Annotated in this window: 21 protein-coding genes and 1 pseudogene; 10 read left to right on the top strand and 12 right to left on the bottom strand. The window is 65.7% G+C overall.

The genetic code is table 11. From position 1 onward, the window contains the following. The first annotated feature begins 98 nt into the window (after positions 1–98). Together ACGFK1_RS04065 and ACGFK1_RS04070 are read left to right on the top strand one after the other, a co-directional pair. A complete protein-coding gene (locus ACGFK1_RS04065) occupies positions 99–1,259 on the top strand; it encodes an acyl-CoA dehydrogenase family protein (protein WP_393426348.1) in 1,161 nt (386 codons plus the stop codon). Between the two features lie 248 nt (positions 1,260–1,507). Further along, positions 1,508–3,415: a hypothetical protein gene (locus tag ACGFK1_RS04070; RefSeq protein ID WP_393425911.1), complete on the top strand. Its 1,908-nt coding sequence runs from the start codon at positions 1,508–1,510 to the stop codon at positions 3,413–3,415. Between the two features lie 5 nt (positions 3,416–3,420). Here the strand turns inward: ACGFK1_RS04070 and lexA are convergent, their stop codons facing one another. Further along, positions 3,421–4,125: a transcriptional repressor LexA gene (gene lexA / locus ACGFK1_RS04075; RefSeq protein ID WP_393425914.1), complete on the bottom strand. Its 705-nt coding sequence runs from the start codon at positions 4,123–4,125 to the stop codon at positions 3,421–3,423. A 210-nt stretch (positions 4,126–4,335) separates the two neighbouring features. On the opposite strand from lexA, the gene ACGFK1_RS04080 reads away from it, so the two are divergent. Both ACGFK1_RS04080 and nrdR read left to right on the top strand, forming a co-directional pair. Further along, a complete protein-coding gene (locus tag ACGFK1_RS04080; protein WP_393426351.1) occupies positions 4,336–4,797 on the top strand; it encodes a LysM peptidoglycan-binding domain-containing protein in 462 nt (153 codons plus the stop codon). Positions 4,798–4,958: 161 nt separating this feature from the next. Continuing rightward, positions 4,959–5,423, top strand: coding sequence for a transcriptional regulator NrdR (nrdR, locus tag ACGFK1_RS04085; RefSeq protein ID WP_393425917.1), 465 nt, complete (start codon positions 4,959–4,961; stop codon positions 5,421–5,423). A 6-nt stretch (positions 5,424–5,429) separates the two neighbouring features. Here the strand turns inward: nrdR and ACGFK1_RS04090 are convergent, their stop codons facing one another. From ACGFK1_RS04090 to ACGFK1_RS04100, 3 genes are read right to left on the bottom strand one after another with little or no spacing between them, the layout of a single operon-like run. Further along, positions 5,430–6,116 carry a PhzF family phenazine biosynthesis protein gene (locus tag ACGFK1_RS04090; protein WP_393425920.1) on the bottom strand — a complete coding sequence of 229 codons (687 nt, stop codon included), beginning with the start codon at positions 6,114–6,116 and terminating at the stop codon, positions 5,430–5,432. A 24-nt stretch (positions 6,117–6,140) separates the two neighbouring features. Next, on the bottom strand, positions 6,141–7,163 hold the full coding sequence (locus ACGFK1_RS04095) for an alpha/beta fold hydrolase (RefSeq protein ID WP_393425923.1): 1,023 nt from the start codon (positions 7,161–7,163) through the stop codon (positions 6,141–6,143). A gap of 32 nt (positions 7,164–7,195) precedes the next feature. Beyond that, positions 7,196–8,167, bottom strand: a complete 972-nt coding sequence (locus tag ACGFK1_RS04100; RefSeq protein ID WP_393425926.1) for a proteasome assembly chaperone family protein — start codon at positions 8,165–8,167, stop codon at positions 7,196–7,198. A gap of 208 nt (positions 8,168–8,375) precedes the next feature. Here ACGFK1_RS04100 and ACGFK1_RS04105 point away from each other — a divergent pair, with 208 nt between their 5' ends. Next, entirely contained in the window at positions 8,376–9,191 is an 816-nt protein-coding gene (locus ACGFK1_RS04105) for a trypsin-like serine peptidase (RefSeq protein ID WP_393425929.1), read from the top strand. Here ACGFK1_RS04105 and sthA read toward each other — a convergent pair. Then, on the bottom strand, positions 9,188–10,594 hold the full coding sequence (sthA, locus tag ACGFK1_RS04110) for a Si-specific NAD(P)(+) transhydrogenase (RefSeq protein ID WP_393426354.1): 1,407 nt from the start codon (positions 10,592–10,594) through the stop codon (positions 9,188–9,190). The genes ACGFK1_RS04105 and sthA overlap by 4 nt on opposite strands. 187 nt (positions 10,595–10,781) lie before the next feature. Between sthA and ACGFK1_RS04115 the strand changes: the two genes are divergently transcribed. After that, positions 10,782–11,831 carry a DUF4192 domain-containing protein gene (locus ACGFK1_RS04115; protein WP_393425932.1) on the top strand — a complete coding sequence of 350 codons (1,050 nt, stop codon included), beginning with the start codon at positions 10,782–10,784 and terminating at the stop codon, positions 11,829–11,831. A gap of 8 nt (positions 11,832–11,839) precedes the next feature. Here ACGFK1_RS04115 and ACGFK1_RS04120 read toward each other — a convergent pair whose 3' ends face one another. The 3 genes from ACGFK1_RS04120 to ACGFK1_RS04130 all read right to left on the bottom strand — a co-directional run bounded on the left by ACGFK1_RS04120 (position 11,840) and on the right by ACGFK1_RS04130 (position 14,147). After that, positions 11,840–12,529 (bottom strand): iron dependent repressor, metal binding and dimerization domain protein, encoded by a 690-nt coding sequence (locus tag ACGFK1_RS04120; protein WP_393425935.1) that lies wholly within the window; start codon positions 12,527–12,529, stop codon positions 11,840–11,842. Positions 12,530–12,638: 109 nt separating this feature from the next. Then, on the bottom strand, positions 12,639–13,598 hold the full coding sequence (gene sigB / locus ACGFK1_RS04125) for a sigma-70 family RNA polymerase sigma factor SigB (protein ID WP_393425938.1): 960 nt from the start codon (positions 13,596–13,598) through the stop codon (positions 12,639–12,641). A gap of 147 nt (positions 13,599–13,745) precedes the next feature. Beyond that, on the bottom strand, positions 13,746–14,147 hold the full coding sequence (locus ACGFK1_RS04130; RefSeq protein ID WP_393425941.1) for a DUF3099 domain-containing protein: 402 nt from the start codon (positions 14,145–14,147) through the stop codon (positions 13,746–13,748). 67 nt (positions 14,148–14,214) lie between these two features. Between ACGFK1_RS04130 and ACGFK1_RS04135 the strand changes: the two genes are divergently transcribed. Next, complete coding sequence (locus tag ACGFK1_RS04135; RefSeq protein WP_041313890.1) at positions 14,215–14,451, top strand: DUF3039 domain-containing protein; 237 nt, start codon at positions 14,215–14,217, stop codon at positions 14,449–14,451. Here the strand turns inward: ACGFK1_RS04135 and ACGFK1_RS04140 are convergent. Next, positions 14,441–15,433, bottom strand: coding sequence for a YihY/virulence factor BrkB family protein (locus tag ACGFK1_RS04140; RefSeq protein ID WP_393425944.1), 993 nt, complete (start codon positions 15,431–15,433; stop codon positions 14,441–14,443). The two genes, ACGFK1_RS04135 and ACGFK1_RS04140, sit on opposite strands and share 11 nt — an antisense overlap. 27 nt (positions 15,434–15,460) lie before the next feature. Then, the gene (locus ACGFK1_RS04145) at positions 15,461–15,652 is read right to left on the bottom strand and encodes a hypothetical protein (RefSeq protein WP_393425947.1); all 192 of its coding nucleotides are present in this window, start codon (positions 15,650–15,652) and stop codon (positions 15,461–15,463) included. A 131-nt stretch (positions 15,653–15,783) separates the two neighbouring features. Here ACGFK1_RS04145 and ACGFK1_RS04150 point away from each other — a divergent pair, with 131 nt between their 5' ends. Beyond that, positions 15,784–16,143 carry a DUF952 domain-containing protein gene (locus ACGFK1_RS04150; protein WP_393425949.1) on the top strand — a complete coding sequence of 120 codons (360 nt, stop codon included), beginning with the start codon at positions 15,784–15,786 and terminating at the stop codon, positions 16,141–16,143. Here the strand turns inward: ACGFK1_RS04150 and ACGFK1_RS04155 are convergent. Further along, positions 16,140–16,509, bottom strand: a pseudogene (locus ACGFK1_RS04155) (RidA family protein). The gene ACGFK1_RS04150 and the pseudogene ACGFK1_RS04155 overlap by 4 nt on opposite strands. A gap of 80 nt (positions 16,510–16,589) precedes the next feature. On the opposite strand from ACGFK1_RS04155, the gene ACGFK1_RS04160 reads away from it, so the two are divergent. Both ACGFK1_RS04160 and ACGFK1_RS04165 read left to right on the top strand, forming a co-directional pair. Continuing rightward, on the top strand, positions 16,590–17,372 hold the full coding sequence (locus ACGFK1_RS04160) for a hypothetical protein (RefSeq protein WP_393425952.1): 783 nt from the start codon (positions 16,590–16,592) through the stop codon (positions 17,370–17,372). Positions 17,373–17,437: 65 nt separating this feature from the next. Further along, entirely contained in the window at positions 17,438–18,256 is an 819-nt protein-coding gene (locus ACGFK1_RS04165; RefSeq protein WP_393425955.1) for an LLM class F420-dependent oxidoreductase, read from the top strand. On the opposite strand, the gene ACGFK1_RS04170 is transcribed toward ACGFK1_RS04165, so the two are convergent. Continuing rightward, positions 18,257–19,333: a methyltransferase gene (locus tag ACGFK1_RS04170; RefSeq protein ID WP_393426357.1), complete on the bottom strand. Its 1,077-nt coding sequence runs from the start codon at positions 19,331–19,333 to the stop codon at positions 18,257–18,259. Positions 19,334–19,363 lie beyond the last annotated feature (30 nt).

Below are 19,363 nucleotides of genomic sequence, written 5' to 3' on the forward strand. Positions count from 1 at the left end.
GAGCTGCTGGCGTGGGCGCCACTCGACCGCCGACCAACCATCCGGTTGGCTGGGGTACGGTGACCGGTAACAGCCCGTACCAATTCATGGAGGTCACCATGGGCAGCGTCGTCAAATACGACCGCACCCTTTTCGAGGCCGAGCACGATCTGTTCCGCGAGTCGTATCGCGCGTTCCTGGAGCGCCACGTCGCGCCGTATCACGAGCAGTGGGAGCGCGACAAGATCGTCGACCGCGGCGTCTGGCTGGAGGCAGGCAAGCAGGGCTTTCTCGGGATGGCCGTGCCCGAGGAGTACGGCGGCGGTGGCAACCCTGACTTCCGCTACAACGTGATCGTCACCGAGGAGACCACCGCCGGCCGGTACAGCGGCATCGGATTCGGCCTGCACAACGACGTCGTCGCGCCGTACCTGCTGCGACTGGCCACCGACGAGCAGAAGGCCCGCTGGCTGCCGAAGTTCTGCAGCGGCGAAATCATCACCGCGATCGCGATGACCGAGCCGGGGACCGGTAGCGACCTGCAGGGCATCAAGACCCGCGCCGTCAAAGAGGGCGACCACTACATCCTCAACGGCGCAAAGACGTTCATCACCAACGGCATCAACGCCGACCTGGTGATCGTGGTGGCGTGCACTGACCCTGACAAGGGCGCAATGGGCTTCTCACTCCTTGTCGTCGAGCGCGGCATGGAAGGATTCGACCGCGGCCGCAAACTCGACAAGATCGGCCTCGACGCGCAGGACACCGCGGAGCTGTCGTTCACCGACGTCAAGGTGCCCGCCGAGAATCTGCTCGGCGAGGAGGGCCAGGGCTTCATCTACCTCATGCAGAACCTGCCGCAGGAGCGCATCGGCATCGCGGTGATGGCCGCCACCGCCATGGAGGCCGTGCTCGAGGACACGCTGCAATACACCAAGGAGCGCAAGGCTTTTGGCCGACCGATCGGCAGCCAGCAGAATAGTCGCTTCCTTCTGGCCGAACTCGCGACCGAAGCCACCGTCGTGCGAATCATGGTCGACGAATTCATCAAACTGCATCTCGACGAAAAGTTGACCGCAGAGCAGGCGGCGATGGCGAAGTGGTATTCCACCGAAAAGCAGGTCCACCTCATCGACCGCTGCCTGCAATTGCACGGTGGCTACGGCTACATGCGTGAATATCCGGTAGCCAGGGCATATCTCGACTCGCGCGTGCAAACAATCTACGGCGGCACGACGGAGATCATGAAAGAGATCATCGGCCGCAGCATGGGCGTTTAGCGGCCCATGCCATGACTGCAGCATGGGCGTTTAGCGGCCCATGCCATGACTGCAGCATGGGCGTTTAGCGGCCCATGCCATGACTGCAGCATGGGCGTTTAGCCGAGGCTAAACCTCGGCCATCCGCCGCACGCCGGGTATTTTCTCCTCCAACGTCGGCGATGTTCCTTGGTAATCGACGTCTGCTGACGCAGAGTTGACGGACGCGATAATCACCGATGAAATCGCGGTCGATGGCGGGAGGGTTGATGAAGGGGCAGCGCAGCGCTCGCCGGACACGGTGGAGGCGGCTTGCCGTTGGGTTGCTGTCCGCTGCTGCGCTCGTGCTTGCGGCACCCAACGCGTCGGCCACTCCCCAGGACGACGCCGATGCCGCGATCACCGCTGCATGGCAGGCGGCAGGTGGCGACACCGGCCCTCTCGGGCCCAAGGACGGCGGGGTGTACCCGGCCGGTGACGGTTTCGGCCAGAACTTTCCCGGCGGCAAGATCTTCTTCACCCCCGCCACCGGTGCCCACGTCATGACGGGCGCAATCCTTGACAAGTTCATGTCGCTGGGCGGCCCCGCCGACAGCGACCTCGGCTTCCCGACCATCGACGAGGGGCCGGGCAAGGCACCCGACAGCCGCAACACCACATTCAGCGCGCCCGACAACCCGGTCATCTTCTGGACGCCCGACACCGGCGCGCGGGTCGTACGCGGACCGATCAACGCCGCATGGGACAAGCTCGGCGGCTCGGCAGGGCAACTGGGTGTGCCCAGCGACGACGAGACGTACCGCGGCAACCTGGTCACTCAGAAATTCACCGGCGGCGAGGTGACCTACGACAGGAAGGCCAAGACCTTCACCACGGACCCGCCCGAACTCGCAGACCAGTTGGCCGATCTACAAATCGCGGACGACCCGACGTCGGCGATCAACGCTGCGCGCCGGGCCGCAGGGGGACCACTGGGCCCGCTGGGTGCCGCGCAGGGCCAGCCCTACAAGGTCGGTGCCGACGGCCTCGGTCAGGACTTCGCGGGCGGCAAGATCTTCTACAGCCCGGCGACCGGAGCCAGCGTCGTCACCGGACAGGTGCTGGCCAAGTACGAAAGTGTCGGCGGCCCTCAAGGTGACCTGGGCCTGCCCACGTCCAACGAGCAGGACGGCGGCCTGCCCAACAGCAGGATGAGCACGTTCTCGGCCAAAGATCAGCCGGTCATCTTCTGGACTCCCGACTACGGAGCCGTCATCGTCCGCGGCGCGATGAACGCCGCATGGCAGAAATTGGGCGGTGCGACGGGCCCACTGGGTGCGCCCATGGCCGACGAAACCGGCAGCGGCAACGTGACAACCCAGCGGTTCACCGGCGGTGTGGTGTCGTGGGATCGCGCCAAGGACACGTTCAGCACCGAACCCGCCAACTTGGCCCCGCAGCTCGCCGGCCTGCAAGTCCCCGGGCTGGATACGCCCAAAGCGCCGCCTCCCTCGAATAACCAGGCCTCGAACGGTAAAGGCAGGAACTGGTTCGGGTGGAGTTGGTGGTGGCTGCTGGCGATCATCCCGGTGCTGGTGTTGCTCGGGCTGGTGGCTTTCGCCGCGATGCGGAACCGGCGCGGGCACGATGACGAGACCTTCGGCAGCGGCGAAGTCGGCGAATTCGCCCCGCACGACGACCACTCAGGGGAGCTGTTCAGCGCGCGCTACGCCCAGCCCGGGCTGGGGTCGCCGCCGGCGGAGCGCGAGTACCACGAGGCGACTGCCAACCCGTGGGGAGCGCCGCCCGCGGCCGAGTCAGCTCCGACCGACGAGGCCGATACCACTCGGGAGACCGCGGCGGCCCCGGAATTCGTTGCGGCGCAAGCGGATCAGGACGATCCGGACAAAGTCGACACCACCCCGACGCAGGTGCCGACGTCGGCTCAACGGGATCCACTCACCGATACCGGGCGCCATGCGCGGATCGAGGTCGACGAGCCGTCCCCCAACGGCACCGCGCTGCACCTGCCGCTTGACGATCCGGGCGAGGCTCCTGACGGCTATCCGATCAAAGCCGACACCAAATCCGGGTTGTACTGGGTGCCGGGCAGCACCCTCTACGACGAGGCGCAGGCCGAAATCTGGTTCGCCAGTGAAGAACTGGCTCGGACGAACGGCTTCGTCCGAGCCAACTAGTCCCGTTATATCTTGCGGATGACAGTGACGACTTTGCCCAGCACGGCCGCGTCGTTGCCGGGGATCGGGTCGAAGGCCGGGTTGTGCGGCATCAGCCACACCTGACCTCGGGTGCGCTTGAACGTCTTCACCGTCGCCTCGCCGTCGATCATCGCCGCGACGATGTCCCCGTTGTCGGCCACGTTCTGTTGGCGCACGACCACCCAGTCGCCGTCGCAGATGGCCGCGTCGACCATCGAGTCGCCCACCACCTTCAGGAGGAACAGCGACCCCTCGCCGACGAGTTCGCGGGGTAGCGGGAACACGTCCTCGACGGCCTCCTCGGCCAGGATCGGTCCGCCGGCCGCGATGCGGCCGAGCACCGGAACGAAGGTGGGCTCCGGCAGCGCGTCCGAACCGCCGACGTCGGTGGCGACGATCGGGGTGACGCTGTCGTCTGCGCCACGCACATCGACGGCCCTCGGCCTGTTGGGGTCGCGTCGCAGATAGCCCTTGCGCTCCAGGGTGCGCAGTTGGTGCGCCACCGACGAGGTGGATGTCAGGCCGACGGCATCGCCGATCTCCCTGATGCTCGGCGGGTAACCGCGACTGGTCACCGATGCGCGAATGACCTCGAGGATGGTGCGCTGACGCTCGGTCAGGCCCGTGTCGAGGCCTCGGCGTCCGCATGTGCTTTCCGTGCCGTCCGAAGTGCCCGTTTCGTCACCCATGGCGCCGAATGTAGTCCGTGGGAAGCCGAGAATCAAACATGTGTTCGACGCGTGTCGCGGTTCGCTGCAGGTCCCGCCCGCGGCCGTCCAGATTTGTCGGTGCCCTGTCCTATCGTTTGGCAACAGTTCGATCACACGTTCTACAAATCGAACACATGAGCGAGTATGTTCGAACACAAGAGCGAAAGAGCCGGAGCGGAAGGCAGGCAGATGACCGTCCTCGATACCCGAGATATGCAGGCAGATTCGGCGTCCAGGCCGCTGGCCCGGCCCGGTTACCGGGCGGCCACCACGCGGCGTCGGCCATGCTCGAAGCGCCCGGCCACTGCCCCGATGCGCTACCGCGGTACCGGTGTCATGATCTCGCGCGCGTCGCACCGTAGGCGGCCCATCACCCCCGCAACCACGGTGTTCCTCGCGCTGATCGCTGCGGGGATCACGGTGTGGCTCGGTCTGGTGGCCCAATTCGGCGGCGTCTCAGGCGGCGATGCGCCGGTGCCTGCCCGGCTGGCCGTGGTCCAGGTGCAGACGGGGGAGACCCTTCAGCAGGTAGCCCACCGGGTCGCCCCCGACGCGCCGGTCGCCCAGGTGGTCGATCGCATCCGCGAACTGAACCAGTTGGACTCGGTGGCGCTCGACGCCGGCCAGACCCTCATCGCACCTATCGCGTGACCGCGGATCACCGGGGCGAAAGGTTCTGCCGCTCAACGTCTTCGGTAGACGCAACGACGGCGGGCGGCCGAATCACGCCGCTGTGGGGTCCCCGCATCGACACGCAGGTACGCTCGAAGAGGTTCGAGGTAGCTGTTTGTCGTCGCGGCGAAGGAGCGGTGATGCACTGTCCGTTCTGCCGCCATCCCGATTCCCGGGTGGTGGATTCCCGCGAGACCGATGAAGGTCAGGCCATCCGGCGGCGTAGGTCATGCCCGGAGTGCGGCAGGCGATTCACCACTGTAGAGACCGCGGTGCTGGCGGTCGTCAAGCGCAGCGGCGTCACGGAGCCGTTCAGCCGGGAGAAGGTGGTGCGCGGTGTGCGCCGCGCATGCCAGGGCCGCCAGGTCGCCGACGACGCGCTGAACCTGCTAGCTCAGCAGGTGGAGGACGCGGTCAGGGCCACCGGTTCGCCGGAGGTGCAGAGCCACGAGGTCGGGTTGGCGATCCTCGGTCCGCTGCGGGAACTCGACGAAGTCGCCTACCTGCGGTTCGCCTCGGTGTACCGGTCTTTCGAGTCGGCAGAAGATTTCGAGCGGGAGATCGAGGCGCTGCGCGCGGCGCGCACGCTGCCCGCCAAGAGCTGAAGCCCGTCAGTCGATCTGCTTGACGCCGTCGTCCACGACGCGGCCTGCGATCCGCACCCAGCCTTCTGGGCTCCACTTCGTTTCGATCACCGAGCCCTTGCCCTGCAGAATGTTGAGATCGCGGCTGAGGTAGTCGGTGATCCGCACTGCCGCCGCCCCGGTGGCTTCGTCCTCGGGTACCCCCAGATTTGCGGCGAACATCCGCGACCGGATCGCGCCGCGGTCGCGGTCGATCCACGTCCAAAGATAGTTCTGGATGTCGTCCGGATAATCGTCCGGGTCGGCGGCGAACAGTTCGTCGGTCGAGTCGAGGTCATAGATCGCGAATTCCGGGGCCCACTCCGACCGGGCGCTGACCGCGGTCAGGTCACCTTCGTGTGTCACCTGCACGATCCCGGCCGGCACCCGCAGCGTGTGCACCGGGGTGCCTCGGTCGCGCAGCCACCATGAGGCGCCAACGGTCGGATGCCCGGCGAACGGCAACTCCGTGGCGGGTGTGTAGATGCGTGCCTGGGCGGAGGTTGCGCCTGCGCTCGGCACATCGATGAATATCGTTTCGCTGTAACCCAATTCGGCGGCGATCCGCTGCCGCTCCTCGGGTGCGGCCTGGCTGGCGTCCACGACGCCGAGTGGGTTACCGAAGTTGCCGTCCTGGTCGGTGAAAACGCGCAGCACTGTCACGTCGATGGGCATAAAGCCGATGCTACGTGGCGTCGATCAGGTGGCGCTGCGCTCGTCGGCGCCCATTGCGTCGAGCACGGCCACTCGGGTGTCGACCGGCCCGGAGATGGCAACTTCGCTGATGCCCGCCCGCAGCAGGCCGCGCAGGTAGTCCTGGTCGTACACCGCCGGATCGGTGGAATCGATGAATTTCTCGACGACTTCGACGAAACGGTCGGGATCGTCATGAAACGGGAAATGCCCGGAGCCCTCGAAGACCTCCAGCTGTGAGCCCGGCATCGCCGCGTGCGCCATATGGGCGTGGCTCACCGGGATCACCGAATCACGGCTGCCCCAAATCAGTTGCACGGGAACGGATTGGGTCAAATAACATCGGTCGAGCATGGTGACGACTTGGCCACGCCAGTCGACGACCGCGCGCAACGTGCGGGCAAACGCGGACGAGGCGGTCGGTTCCGGCAGATCCGCGAGAATGCGCAGCACGTTCGGCAGGTCCAGGCCAAGGCCGGTGGACCCGAGGATGCCACCGGCGACGCGGCCTGTCAGCTGCAATGCGGGCAGTACCAACGGAAGGCGCAGCAACGCCAGCGCCTCGCTGGCCATCGGCAGCGACGCAAACCGCAGCGCGATGTTGACGTCCTTTGTCACGCCGCCGGCGCCGACGAGGATCAATCGGTCAACCAATTGCGGGAACTGGTAAGCGAATTGCATTGCTACGCCGCCGCCGAGCGAATGCCCGATCACGGTGACATTGTCGATGTCGAGAACAGACAACAGGTCGCGCATGCCGTTCGCGTAGGCGGCCACCGAGTAGTCGGCGCGCGGCTTGTCGGACTTACCGTGGCCGAGCAGGTCGGGCGCGATGACCGTGAACCGCTGCGCGAGTTTGGTTTGCACCGTGCTCCACGTGGTGGAGTTGTCGCCGATGCCGTGGATCAGCAGGATGGCCGGACCGGAGCCTGCTACCCGGAACGCGCGCCGGTATCCGTGGATGGTGCGGAACTGCAGCGACGGCGTCAGTTCCCGCACCGAGCGCAGGTTGGCCTTCCGTGCGGTCATTGCGACAACTTAGCCAACGTTCCTGGAGCTCGCTATTTGGAGTCGTCGTCGTTCCGTTTGTCCGCCTGCTGGGCCAGGAACCGCTCGAACTCGGCACCCAGTTCCTCTCCGCTGGGCAACTCCTCATCGCGCGCCAGCAGCGAACGGTTCTCCTGGGCCGCGACGAACGCGTCGTATTGGCGCTCCAACGCCTCCACCACCTGCGCGACTTCGGTGCTGGCCTCGACCTGCTCGTTGATCTTGGTGTGCACTTCGGCGGCCGCCTGCGCCAAACCCGCCAGCGGGATCTGCAGCGAGCCGCTCTTGGCAACCTCGGCCAACAGCGCCTCGGCCGCCGACGGATAGTCCGTCTGCGCCAGGTAGTGGGGCACGTGCACGGTGAAGCCGACGACCTCGTGACCGTGCTGGGCCATCCGGAACTCCAGCAGGTTGGACACGCTGCCCGGGACCTGGACCTCGCCGACCCACGGTGTGTGCTCGGAGATCAGCTCCTTGTCGTTCGAGTGCGGGGTCATCGTGATCGGACGGGTGTGCGGTACCGCCATCGGGATGGTGCCGAGCCCGATGACGCGCCGAACGCCCAGCCGCTCGGCCAGCAGCCGCACGGCGGTGATGAACCGCTCCCAGCGCAGGTCCGGCTCCATGCCCGCGAGCAACAGGAACGGCGTGCCAACGCTGTCATGCAGCGCATACAGATTGAGTTCGGGCTCCTCGTATGCCGTGAAGTGGTCGGTCTTGAACGTCATCAGCGGTCGCCGCGACCGGTAGTCCAGCAGTTCGTCGATGGCGAATGAGGCGACCAACTCGGTGTCGAGGTTGTTCTTCAAATACTGCGCCGCCAGCCGGATCGCGTGCCCGGCGTCCGAAAAGCCCTCGAGCGCATGGATCATCACCGGTCCGCTGCCGTCCGGCGACGACAGCTGCGGCGCGGGAAACTCCAGCTCGTACATCCCGGTCTGCTCGGGCTGGTAGTGCTGTTCTGGTCGATCGGCGTTCTCAGCCATTGCTCCTCCTGCCCCTAGTGTCGCGCATTTCGCCGTGGATGCGATTGCCACCCTCGCATTGTTCGAACACAACCGCACCGATCTCGCATTCCGGCGGGGGTGCCCGCGACGGCACCGCATCAATCGGTTGTTGCGAAAAGTTTGCCGTCCGCGCCGTACCGCAGATCACCCGGATGCGCGCCGCCTGCATCGGGCAAGATCGATGGTCATGCGCTTCTCCGCCGCACGCCGGGCCACGCAGGTGACGGGGCTGTTGGTGTTGCTGGCCGCGGCATGTACCAAACAGCCGACGGTTGCCGACCCGGCGACAGCTGCGACCAGCCAGCCTTCGGTTGCGGGCGCCGAGGCGCCACCCACGGCGGCGCCGGTGCCGCCAGATCCAAGGGTGGGCGCGGTGTTCTTGGGCGCGGGAGAACTACACACCTGCACCGGCGGCGTGCTCGACTCGACCGCAGGCGATCTCATCATCACCGCCGCTCACTGCATGGCTGAGGGTACCGACACGACGTTCGTGGCCGGTTTGAAGGACTCCGCCGCGCCGGCGGCCATTTGGCATGTCGACGCGGTCTACCTCGATCCGCGCTGGGTGCAGAACCAGGACCCGATGGCCGATTTCGCCATCGCCCGGGTCAGCCGTGACGCGGGCGGATCGGTGGAGGCACAGGCCGGCGGTGGTCTGCAGTTGGGCGCGGCCCCGAAGCCAGGCACGCAAGTCAGCGTCAGCGGCTACGGGATGGGGGTCGGTGGCGGCCCAGTCGGCTGTCAAACAACGACCGCGCCCGACACCAACGGTTTTCCGTCGGTGGACTGCGCTCAGTTGGTCGACGGCCTTTCGGGTGCGCCGTGGATCGAGGGATCATCGGTCATCGGCGTGATCGGTGGGCTCAACGGGGGCGGTTGCGCAGACGAAAGCATCTCGTACTCACCGCCTTTCGGCGATGCTGTCAAGCAGCTTCTTGCCCGCGCCGAGGCGGGTGGGCCTGCGGACGCGGCGCCGACGGCGTTCGCGGACGACTGCGACTAGCTCCTGAATTGGTTCAGCGCGCGCAGTTTGTTCATCACGTCAAGTGCGGCAACCTTGTACGCCTCGGAGAATGTCGGGTAGTTGAACACCGCGTCGACGAGATATTCGACAGTGCCGCCGCAGCCCATGACCGCCTGGCCGATGTGTACCAGCTCGGTGGCGCTGGTACCGAAGATGTGCACTCCCAACAGCTTCAGGTCCTCGGTGGACACCAGCAGCTTCAGCATGCCGTACGAGTCGCCCGCGATCTGGCCGCGGGCGAGTTCTCGATACCGAGACACCCCGACCTCGTAAGGGATTGAGTCCTTGGTCAGCTCGACCTCGGTGGCCCCGACGTACGACACCTCGGGAATGGAGTAGATGCCGATGGGCTGGATTTCGGTTATGCCCGCGGTGGGTTCACCGAACGCGTGGTAGGCGGCCAGTCGACCTTGTTCCATCGACGTCGCGGCCAACGCGGGGAAGCCGATCACATCGCCGACGGCGTAGATGTGGTCGACCTTCGTCTGGAATTGGTCGTCGACGAAAATGCGCCCGCGGGAATCGGTTTCGAGGCCGGCGTTGGACAGGTCGAGGTGATCGGTCTGACCTTGGCGGCCAGCGGAATACATCACCGTCTCGGCAGGGATCTGCTTGCCACTGGCCAGCGTGGTCACTGTGCCCGCCGCCCCGACGTCGACCGCGGTCACCTCTTCGCCGAACCGGAATGTGACCGCGAGGTCGCGCAGGTGGAACTTCAGCGCCTCCACGATCTCGGGATCACAGAAGTCCAGCATGCTGTCGCGCTTCTCGACGACGGTGACCTTGGTGCCCAACGCGGCGAACATCGACGCGTACTCGATGCCGATTACCCCCGCGCCGACCACCACCATCGTGGCGGGCAGTGACTTCAGATCGAGGATCCCGTCCGAGTCGAGCACCCGCTCCTCATCGAACTCGACGCCGGTCGGACGAGCCGGCTTGGTGCCCGTCGCGATCACGATGTAATCGCCGGTGACTGTGGTGCGCTCGCCCCGGGTGGGTTCCTCGACCAGCACTGTGTGCGCGTCGACGAACCGGCCGTGGCCCTGGATCAGGTCGATCCGGTTGCGCATCAACTGCGACCGCACCACGTCCTGCTCCTTGCCGATGACGTGTTGGGTGCGGGCCAACAGGTCGGCGGGGGTGATCTTCTCCTTCACGCGGTAGCTGGCGCCGTACAGTTCGCGCTGGCTCATGCCGGTGAGGTAGACGACCGCCTCGCGCAGGGTCTTGGATGGGATGGTTCCGGTGTTCACGCAAACACCGCCGAGCATCCGGCCGCGCTCAACGACCGCCACCGACTTGCCGAGCTTTGCCGCCGCGATCGCGGCTTTCTGGCCGCCAGGGCCCGAACCGATGACGACGAGGTCGTACTCAACCATGGAACCCATGGCAAAAGGTCTACGCCGCTTGCGGCCAGTTCGCACGCTGACGGGCATCAACGGTTGGTGAATATTTGTCTGTTGCACCAGCGCGCCGGTTTTCCCCAGACCCGAATTCGTCCACAGGCCCCCCCAAAAAGTAATTTCTGCGCGCAACCGCGACACCGCCGCTTGGCAGCTTTGCGTCATGACGACATCGCAATCACCCGACTTCCACCTCAACCGGCCCGGCGTTTTGATCGCCGCGTTGCCCGCCGTGCTCGGCTTCGTGCCGGAGAAATCCCTCGTGCTCGTGACAGTCGACCGCGGCGAGATGGGATGTGTTATGCGCGTTGATCTTTCAGACGAACTGCCAGACTCGTTGGCACACATCGCCGAGGTCGCTGCGGCGGCCAAACCCGACGCGGCCATCGCGGTGATCATCGACGAGAACGGTGTGAACTGCCGGTTGTGCAGCGACGAGTACCGCGAACTGGCCGGCGACCTCGCGACCGCACTGGCCGAACAGGGTGTCGAACTGCTGGCGGCCCATATCGTCGGCAAGGTCGCGGCAGGCGCGCGCTGGCACTGTGCCGACGGTTGCGGCAACGCAGGCACCGTCGAAGACCCGTCGGCGTCGCCGCTGGCGGTGGCGGCTGTGCTCGACGGGCGCAGGCTGTACGGCCGACGAGCCGAACTGCAGGACGTGATCGCGATCGCCGACCGCGTCCGGACACAGACTCTCGCCGAAGTCATCGACGCGCGCGCACCGGCGTCGGCGGAGCGGCCCAGACAGGCGGCGCGCGCGGACGTCGAGGCGACTATCGCAGCGGCAGCGCGGGTGGCCGACGGCGCCGCACTCGACGACCACGCACTGGCTCGGCTGGCGTGGGCGCTGACTGACCTGCGGGTGCGAGACACCCTCTACGCGCTGGCGATCGGCCAGAACGCCGACCAGGCCGAGGAGTTGTGGGCGCTGTTGTCACGCACCCTTCCGGAACCCTGGCGGGTCGAGGCCCTGGTGCTGCTGGCTTTTTCGGCCTACGCACGCGGCGACGGACCGTTGGCCGGCGTGTCACTGGAGGCCGCGCTGCGCGCCGACCCGGCCCATCGGATGGCAGGCATGCTCGACACCGCGTTGCAGTCGGGGCTGCGGCCGGAGAAGATCCGCAATCTCGCGCTCACCGGGTACCGGCTGGCGGACCAGTTGGGCGTGGCGCTGCCGCCGGTGCGGGCGCCCGGCAGTCGTGCCGGATGAGCCTGAAATCAGACCTTTTCGACCTTCACGGCATGCGCCATTTGATGAGGGAGTTCGACCTGCTCGTGGCCGGGGATCACGATCAGCACGCCGCCCTGGTCGTTGGCCTCGACGGTCACCCTGGCATTCGGCACCACACCGGCGTCCTTGAGCCGGGAGATCAATTCCGTATCGCCCTGGACGTGTTCGGTGAGCTGTCGCACCACGACCGCGACGGGCATCCCCGACGGCAGTTCGGTCAGCCGCACCAGGTTGATCTGGTCGCCGCCCAAGTCGTCGACGCCGAGCTCGGACAGACCGGGGATGGGATTGCCGAACGGCGAGGTGGTCGGGTTGTTGAGCACCTGCACCAGCCGACGCTCGACGTCCTCACTCATCACGTGCTCCCACCGGCAGGCCTCGGCGTGCACCTCTTCCCACGGCAGCCCGATCACGTCGACCAACAGCCGCTCGGCGAGGCGATGCTTGCGCATGACGGAGATCGCCAACGCCCGGCCCTTTTCCGTCAGCTCCAGGTGGCGGTCACCTGCGACGTGCAGCAGCCCGTCACGCTCCATCCGCGACACGGTCTGGCTGACGGTCGGACCGCTCTGCTCCAGACGCTCCGCGATGCGGGCACGCAGCGGCACCACGCCCTCTTCTTCGAGGTCGTAGATGGTCCGCAAATACATCTCGGTGGTATCGACAAGATCGTTCATTAGGCAACCCTCCGTCATGCCAGAGTCTACCGGTCAAGCTGGGAAAACTGGGCCCCACACGGCGACGATCCCGCCGGCGGGGGGACCGGCGGGCTCGTTCGTCTGGTAGCTAGCTTGCGTATGACCGAAGCCGGTCGGCACGCTCGCCGTTGCGCAGCTTGGCCATCACCTCGCGCTCGATCTGGCGGACCCGTTCGCGGGACAGCCCGAACAACTTGCCGATCTGGTCGAGGGTGCGCGGTTGGCCGTCGTCGAGGCCGAACCGCAACCGGATCACCTGCTGCTCACGCTCGTCGAGCGTCGCCAGCACGTGGCGGATGTCGGTGTGCAGCAACTCGGAGATCACGGCGTTCTCAGCCGACATCGCCTCGGCGTCCTCGATGAAGTCGCCCAGCGGGGCCTCTTCATCGCTGCCGACGGGCATGTCCAGGCTTACCGGGTCCCGGCTGTGCTCCAGCAGGTCGGCGATTTTCTCGGCGGGGATCCCGGACTCGGCGGCGAGTTCCTCATCGGTGGCCTCGCGGCCGAGGTTCTGGTGCATCTCGCGCTTGATCCGTGCGAGTTTGTTGACCTGCTCCACGAGGTGGACTGGTAGCCGAATGGTCCTGCTCTGGTCGGCCATGCCGCGGGTGATGGCCTGACGAATCCACCACGTGGCGTACGTCGAGAACTTGAATCCCTTGGTGTAGTCGAACTTCTCCATCGCGCGGATCAGACCGAGGTTGCCCTCCTGGATCAGATCCAGCAACGGCATCCCGCGCCCGGTGTAGCGCTTCGCCAGCGACACCACCAGCCGGAGATTGGCCTCCAACAAATGCCGACGGGCGGCCTCGCCGTCGCGCACGACGGCGGCAAGATCACGTTTGCGGTTGTCGCCCAAGCGCTTCCGCGTATCGAGCAGATGCTGCGCGTAAAGGCCTGCCTCGATGCGCTTTGCGAGCTCGACCTCGTCAGCGGCATTCAGCAGGGCCGTTTTGCCGATGCCGTTCAAGTACACGCGCACGAGGTCAGCGGCCGGACTTTGGGCGTCCAGGTCGGAGTCGACGCGGGTAGTGGTGGCATTTGCCATGACGGCCTCCTGATCGGGTCGATCTGTCATGAGCTACAACGCCCACGTGCCGCTAAGAGTTCCCACCCCACTCCGGGATCACACGTTCTGATCTGCGGTTTTTCCCGCTCGACCTGAGAATGTCCTTAGAAAAGAGACAGAAGCGTCTCAGCTGGGCACATCGCGCGGCGGATCGACGTCGTCCGGTTGCGGCGTCGGGTGTGCGCCCGGTTCGAGGGCGGGCCGTTCAGCCGTCGGGAACAGCGGTATCCGACGTTGCGCGTCGTAGCGCCGCGGTTCCTCGGCTCGCCGGGGCGGCCGGTCGTTGGCGATCAGCACGGCCATCCACGGCAGCGGCACGGATATCAGAAGGATCGCCAGCGAGATCAGCCCGTTGTGCCAGATGCCGTATGCCACGGCGGCCAGGATCAGGGCGGGCACCCGCCAGAACATCAGGGTCAGATACTTGCGCACTCGTTCGCGGTGCTGGACTTCGTAGGAGGGCGCGGCGCGAGTGATCAGGACAGGCCTGCCATCGTCGTCGAAACTCAGCTCGGGGCCGTGTTTCATATCCACCACTGTTCCACACTTGTCGTTGGCTGTACGCCTCGGATTCCCGATAGGCAGAATGGACGACATGCGAACCCAGACGATCGAGCGCACGGACACCGACGAACGCGTCGACGATGGCACCGATAGCGATACCCCGAAGTACTTCCACTATGTGAAGAAGGACAAGATCGCCGAGAGCGCCGTCATGGGTACGCATGTCGTCGCGTTGTGCGGCGAGGTGTTTCCCGTGACGCGTGCCGCCAAGCCCGGTTCGCCGGTGTGCCCGGAGTGCAAGCGGATCTACGAGAAGCTCAAGAAGTAGTGTCGCCGTCGGCCGTCGAGGCCGCCGGTTGGGTGGTTGCGGCGCCGTTGCCGTTCAGCGACTCGGCCTTCTCTTCGAGCCACCCCCGCAGCCGTCTGGCATGCGTGACGGGCGCAGGCCACTCCTCCTGGATGGCGGCATTCAACTCGGCGCCGGTCATGATCGCGAAGCCGAGGAAGAACGCGAACAGCAGGAACGCGATCGGCGTCGCAAGCGCGCCGTAGGTGTAGCCGGTGCTGGTGATCCACGTCAGATACACCCGCAGCCCGAACGTCGCGATCAAGAACACCAGCGTGGCAAGGACCGATCCGATGAAAAGCCGGTGTGATGGCAGCGGTTTCGGCAGCGACACCCGGTAGAGGATGTTCACCGCCAACACCAGGCCGACGAACAGCACCGGGTAATAGCCGTATGCCAGCGCGTTGTCCCAGCTGTCGGGAAGGTACGCGGCGACCTTGCGCGGGCCCAACGCCAGCAGAGGGGCCGCGACGACCGCTCCGATGAGCATCACCACATACAGGCCGAGCGCGTAGAACCGCTGACGCACCGGGTGCCGCAGCGGCGTCTGATCGTGCGCCTCGGTGATCGAGTCGACGAATGCGGATATCGCCGATGAGCCGGCCCACAGCGAGATGACGAACCCGAGAGAGACCACCTCGCCGCGAGCGCCCTTGACGATGTCGCGCACGGTCGGCGCGATGATCTCGTTGACGACGTTGGGCGAGAAGAACCGGCCCGCCGTGCTGATCAACTGTTCCTGGATCGTCGGCAATGTGTCAGGCCCGAACAGCGGCGCGATGTACGCCAGGCTTCCGAGCATCCCCAACAGCAGGGGAGGCAGCGACAGCGCACACCAGAACGCCGCTTGCGCGGATTCCGAAAAGATCGAGTCGTCCCAGCTTTTCGATAGCGTCCGCCGGACGATGTGCCAGATGTGATGGCGTGACGGCGGAACCGGCAGAGGCTGGGGCTGGTCGCTCATGACCAGTCCAGCATTGCCTATTCGGTGCTAGGGCTCCAGCGGGCTGACTTCGAGGACCGCGGCCAACTCGACCAGCTTGGCCTCGTGCTCGTTTGCGTGATGCTGGCAGAACAGCAACTCCGCTCCGGAAGGAAGCTTTGCGCGTACACGCGCGGCCGCCCCGCAGCGATCGCAGCGGTCAGCCCTGGTGAATTCGGGACTGGTGAGCGTTGCGTTCATGGCGACCTCCGTAATGCTTCGCGTACATCCACTGTCTCAGACGTTTTCGGTTCCGGCCTTGTTCCCCGAACGTTTACGGGTGTGTCGTGTCTCACGCTTGCGTCGATTTGCAGCGGGTGCAGGCTGGCGGTATGCATCACGCGTCCGGCGTCCTGGTTCACCTTTGCAGCAACGATGAGTGGAAGGCCGCGCAGCAGGGAGGCGCACTTCGTCCCGAGTCGCTAGAAACGGTCGGCTTTGTCCATTTGTCGACGCCTGAGCAGGTGCACCTGCCAGCCAACCGGCTCTACGCCGGTCGCACCGACTTGGTGCTGTTGCGCATCGACCCTGCACGGCTGTCCTCTCCGGTTCGCTGGGAGCCTGGCGTTCCGACCGATCCCGATGGCGTGGTGTTCCCTCATCTGTACGGAGAATTACCCGTTCAGGCTGTGATAAACGTCACGACTTACCGACCGGACGAAACCGGCAGGTTTGGGACGCTAACGGGTTAGCCGTTCAGGTACGCGTCTGCTTCGATCTCGACCATGAGTTCCGGCGCGATCAGCGCGGAAACCTCGACCATGGTGGCGACTGGACGGATGTCGCCGAACACCTCGGCGTGCACCGCACCGACTTGCGCCCACAGCGAGATGTCGGTGACGTACATCCGCGTGCGCACCACGTCGGACAGTGATCCGCCGGCTTCGGTCAACGCAATTTCAATGCGCCGCAATGCTTCTCGTGTCTGGGCGGCGATATCCGGGCCCGCTCCCGTTGTGCCCGCCACGGCGATGTGCGGACCGGTCCGAACCGCGCGAGTACCCGACGAACGACTCGTATTCGGTGCCAGTGCTCACCGTGCGGCGCTGCAGCGTCATGCGTACAAAGTAGCGGCGCAGGCGGCGGGGGCAATAGGTTTACAGTTGTGCCGTTGACTGACAACTTAGACTGACCACTCGTGGGCATTCTGTTGGGCTTCGCGCCGTGGATCGTTTATTGGGTGCTTGTCGGCAACGTCCCGTTCACGGCGGCGGTGCTGGTCGCGCTTGCGGTCGCCGTGTTGTCGTTCGTCATCGGGCGGGTCAGGAAAGCGCCGGGTCGGACGCTCGAAATTGGCGCGGTCGCAACGTTTTTGGTCCTGACGGTGCTGACATTCACATTGAGTCAGTCCTTCATGGAGCGCTGGATGCAGCCGCTGAGCAATGCCGGGATCTTCTTGGTCGCGTTGATCAGCGCTCTCGCAGGCAGACCCTTCGTGCGTGAGATCGCCGAGGCCGATCAGCCGAAAGAGGTGATCGAGAGCGACGTCTTCCTCCGCATCACGTCGGTGCTGACGTGGATCTGGATCGCCGCATTCGCAGGCATGACGGTGTCGTCGGCGATCCCGCCCATCGTGCAGGGGGACGCGACGATTCTCGACACCAAGACACCGCTGTCGTTCGTCTGCTACTGGGTCATTCCGTTCTCCTTCCTCGGCTTGGCCGCGCTGGCATCGCGGGTGCTGCCGGAGAGGATGGCGCCGCCGCCTGAGGACGTCGTTCGTAAGACGACGTTCGTCGCGTTCGCCGAAGCCGAGATCGATCAGCTGATCTACCTTGCGACGGAACACGCCAACCGTGAGGTAGGCGCGGGCAAGGAGGCCTACGACATCCGGATCGGCAGCAAGGGTGTTCCGCTGGTTGGTGACGAGACCCGTGAGTCGTGGCCGTCGACCTACAAGGTGCGCGACAAGAAGCGCTGACCCAGGCGCGTCACAGACACGCCGGGCGACGGAATAATCCGCCGTGCGGCACCGTCGGAGGTCGTATGACTCGACCGATACGCATCGCAGCGCAGATCCCGCCGGCGGCGTCACCGAATTACTCTGCGTGGCGTGACGCCGTGCTGCGCGCCGAAGACCTTGGCGTCGACGCCATTTTCGGTTACGACCATTTCCTCGTTCCCGCGGTCACTGGGCGCGATGCGAATGGGCGTCCCATCACGGACCCGAACCCGCCCGTGCAGAACAACTTCGAAGCCTGGACCGCGCTGGCCTCGTGGGCGGAGTTCACCTCCCGCGCCGAACTCGGCCTGCTCGTCGGAGGCGCGGGATTCCGCAACCCCGACCTGGTCGCTGATATGGCGCGGACCGTCGATCACATCAGCGGCGGTCGCCTGATCCTTGGCATCGGCGCCGGTTGGTACGAACCCGATTACACCGAGTACGGCTACGACTACGGCACGGTGTCGTCGCGGCATGAATTGTTCATCGCCGCGCTCAAACGCATCGAAGACCGGCTGCCCAGCTTGGCGCCACCGCCGCTACGCAAGATCCCGGTGCTGATCGGCGGTGGCGGCGAGAAGAAAACCATCCCCGCTGCAGCGCGGTTCGCCGACATATGGCACACCAGCAGTGAACTCGATCTGTTCGTGCGCAAGAACGGCGTCCTCGCCGAACAGGCCGCGAAGATCGGCCGCGATGACGCTGAGATCGAACGTGCGGTGTCATGGGTCAGCGCCGACGCCGCAGACAGCTTCGCCGATGCCGGTGCCACCATGTTCACGGTGTCTGTCTTCGCATCGCCGAGCGGATACGACCTGGCAGAGCTCAAAGCGGCTCTGGCATGGCGTGATTCGCGCGGTTGATCAGACGGGGACGGCTTCGACGATCGATATCGGGTTGGCCGTTTGCACGACACGGTTGAGCCGGAAGCCGGCTCTTCCCAACAGGTTCTCCCACTCGGCGCGGGTACGCTCCCTGCCGCCGACCGCGACCAGCATCTCTAAATCGATCATCAGGCCGAGGTCTGACGAAGACCGTTCCGGCAGAACGCTTTCCAGTAGCAGCAGCTTACCGTCCGGCGGGATCGCGCTGCGCACGTTGGCCAGGATGGTCAGCGCGTCGTCGTCGCTCCAGTCGTGCAGGATCGCCTTCATCAGGTAGGCGTCGCCGCCTTCGGGCACAGAGTCGAAGAACGACCCGCCGATGACCTCGCATCGCGCGGCGACTCCGGCCTTGGTGAGTTCCTGGCCCGAGCCATCGACGACGGCGGGCAGGTCGTAGAGCACGCCGCGGGGCGTGGCCGCCTTCGCCAGGATCGTCGAGAGCAGCCTGCCATGGCCGCCGCCGACGTCGACGATCTTGCGAAAGCCGCTGAAGTCGTAGGCCGCCAACACGGCGTGAATCGCGAACTCGCTGCCCGCCGTCATCGCGTCGTTGAACGCCGCGGCGAGATCCGGATCGGTTTCCACGTAATCGAAGAACGGCATGCCGCGCAGCATGGCCACCGACGGTTTGCCGGTCTGCACCGAGTAGAGCAGGTTTCCCCAGTCCTCCCAGCGCAGTGGATGCCCGAAGAACAATGCGAAGCCGTGCACCGAGCCTGGTGTACCGGCGCGCAGCGCCTTGCCGACCGACGTCAGCTTGAACGTGCGGTCGGCGCGCTGGCGCAGAACGCCGCGGGATGCCAGCGCACGCATCAACCGGTAAGTCGCATCGCCGTCGCTACCGACCCGGCGCGCCACTTCGGCCGCCGACAACGGACCCTTGGCCAATTCGTCCGGTATGCCGAGCTTGACCGCGACATAGATCGCCTGCGCAGTCCATGCGCCGGTCAGCAACTCGAGTGCGTTGACGCCTCCCGGCGCCAACAGACGGCTCACGCGCTGCGCGCCGGCGCGAACGGCGTTGACGGCACGGACAACAGGAACAGGCGGGATCATCGGAGGCTTTTCGGGCACGGCGAGACCTTA

Source organism: Mycobacterium sp. NPDC048908 (assembly GCF_043197955.1).
GTDB lineage: Bacteria > Actinomycetota > Actinomycetes > Mycobacteriales > Mycobacteriaceae > Mycobacterium.

What these genes read in the sequence shown, in the direction of transcription:
- ACGFK1_RS04065 (WP_393426348.1), top strand. Translation starts at nt 99, where the DNA reads ATGGGCAGCGTCGTCAAATACGACCGCACCCTTTTCGAGGCCGAGCAC.
- ACGFK1_RS04070 (WP_393425911.1), top strand. Translation starts at nt 1,508, where the DNA reads ATGAAGGGGCAGCGCAGCGCTCGCCGGACACGGTGGAGGCGGCTTGCC.
- lexA (WP_393425914.1), bottom strand. Translation starts at nt 4,125, where the DNA reads ATGGGTGACGAAACGGGCACTTCGGACGGCACGGAAAGCACATGCGGA.
- ACGFK1_RS04080 (WP_393426351.1), top strand. Translation starts at nt 4,336, where the DNA reads ATGACCGTCCTCGATACCCGAGATATGCAGGCAGATTCGGCGTCCAGG.
- nrdR (WP_393425917.1), top strand. Translation starts at nt 4,959, where the DNA reads ATGCACTGTCCGTTCTGCCGCCATCCCGATTCCCGGGTGGTGGATTCC.
- ACGFK1_RS04090 (WP_393425920.1), bottom strand. Translation starts at nt 6,116, where the DNA reads ATGCCCATCGACGTGACAGTGCTGCGCGTTTTCACCGACCAGGACGGC.
- ACGFK1_RS04095 (WP_393425923.1), bottom strand. Translation starts at nt 7,163, where the DNA reads ATGACCGCACGGAAGGCCAACCTGCGCTCGGTGCGGGAACTGACGCCG.
- ACGFK1_RS04100 (WP_393425926.1), bottom strand. Translation starts at nt 8,167, where the DNA reads ATGGCTGAGAACGCCGATCGACCAGAACAGCACTACCAGCCCGAGCAG.
- ACGFK1_RS04105 (WP_393425929.1), top strand. Translation starts at nt 8,376, where the DNA reads ATGCGCTTCTCCGCCGCACGCCGGGCCACGCAGGTGACGGGGCTGTTG.
- sthA (WP_393426354.1), bottom strand. Translation starts at nt 10,594, where the DNA reads ATGGTTGAGTACGACCTCGTCGTCATCGGTTCGGGCCCTGGCGGCCAG.
- ACGFK1_RS04115 (WP_393425932.1), top strand. Translation starts at nt 10,782, where the DNA reads ATGACGACATCGCAATCACCCGACTTCCACCTCAACCGGCCCGGCGTT.
- ACGFK1_RS04120 (WP_393425935.1), bottom strand. Translation starts at nt 12,529, where the DNA reads ATGAACGATCTTGTCGATACCACCGAGATGTATTTGCGGACCATCTAC.
- sigB (WP_393425938.1), bottom strand. Translation starts at nt 13,598, where the DNA reads ATGGCAAATGCCACCACTACCCGCGTCGACTCCGACCTGGACGCCCAA.
- ACGFK1_RS04130 (WP_393425941.1), bottom strand. Translation starts at nt 14,147, where the DNA reads ATGAAACACGGCCCCGAGCTGAGTTTCGACGACGATGGCAGGCCTGTC.
- ACGFK1_RS04135 (WP_041313890.1), top strand. Translation starts at nt 14,215, where the DNA reads ATGCGAACCCAGACGATCGAGCGCACGGACACCGACGAACGCGTCGAC.
- ACGFK1_RS04140 (WP_393425944.1), bottom strand. Translation starts at nt 15,433, where the DNA reads ATGAGCGACCAGCCCCAGCCTCTGCCGGTTCCGCCGTCACGCCATCAC.
- ACGFK1_RS04145 (WP_393425947.1), bottom strand. Translation starts at nt 15,652, where the DNA reads ATGAACGCAACGCTCACCAGTCCCGAATTCACCAGGGCTGACCGCTGC.
- ACGFK1_RS04150 (WP_393425949.1), top strand. Translation starts at nt 15,784, where the DNA reads ATGCATCACGCGTCCGGCGTCCTGGTTCACCTTTGCAGCAACGATGAG.
- ACGFK1_RS04165 (WP_393425955.1), top strand. Translation starts at nt 17,438, where the DNA reads ATGACTCGACCGATACGCATCGCAGCGCAGATCCCGCCGGCGGCGTCA.
- ACGFK1_RS04170 (WP_393426357.1), bottom strand. Translation starts at nt 19,333, where the DNA reads ATGATCCCGCCTGTTCCTGTTGTCCGTGCCGTCAACGCCGTTCGCGCC.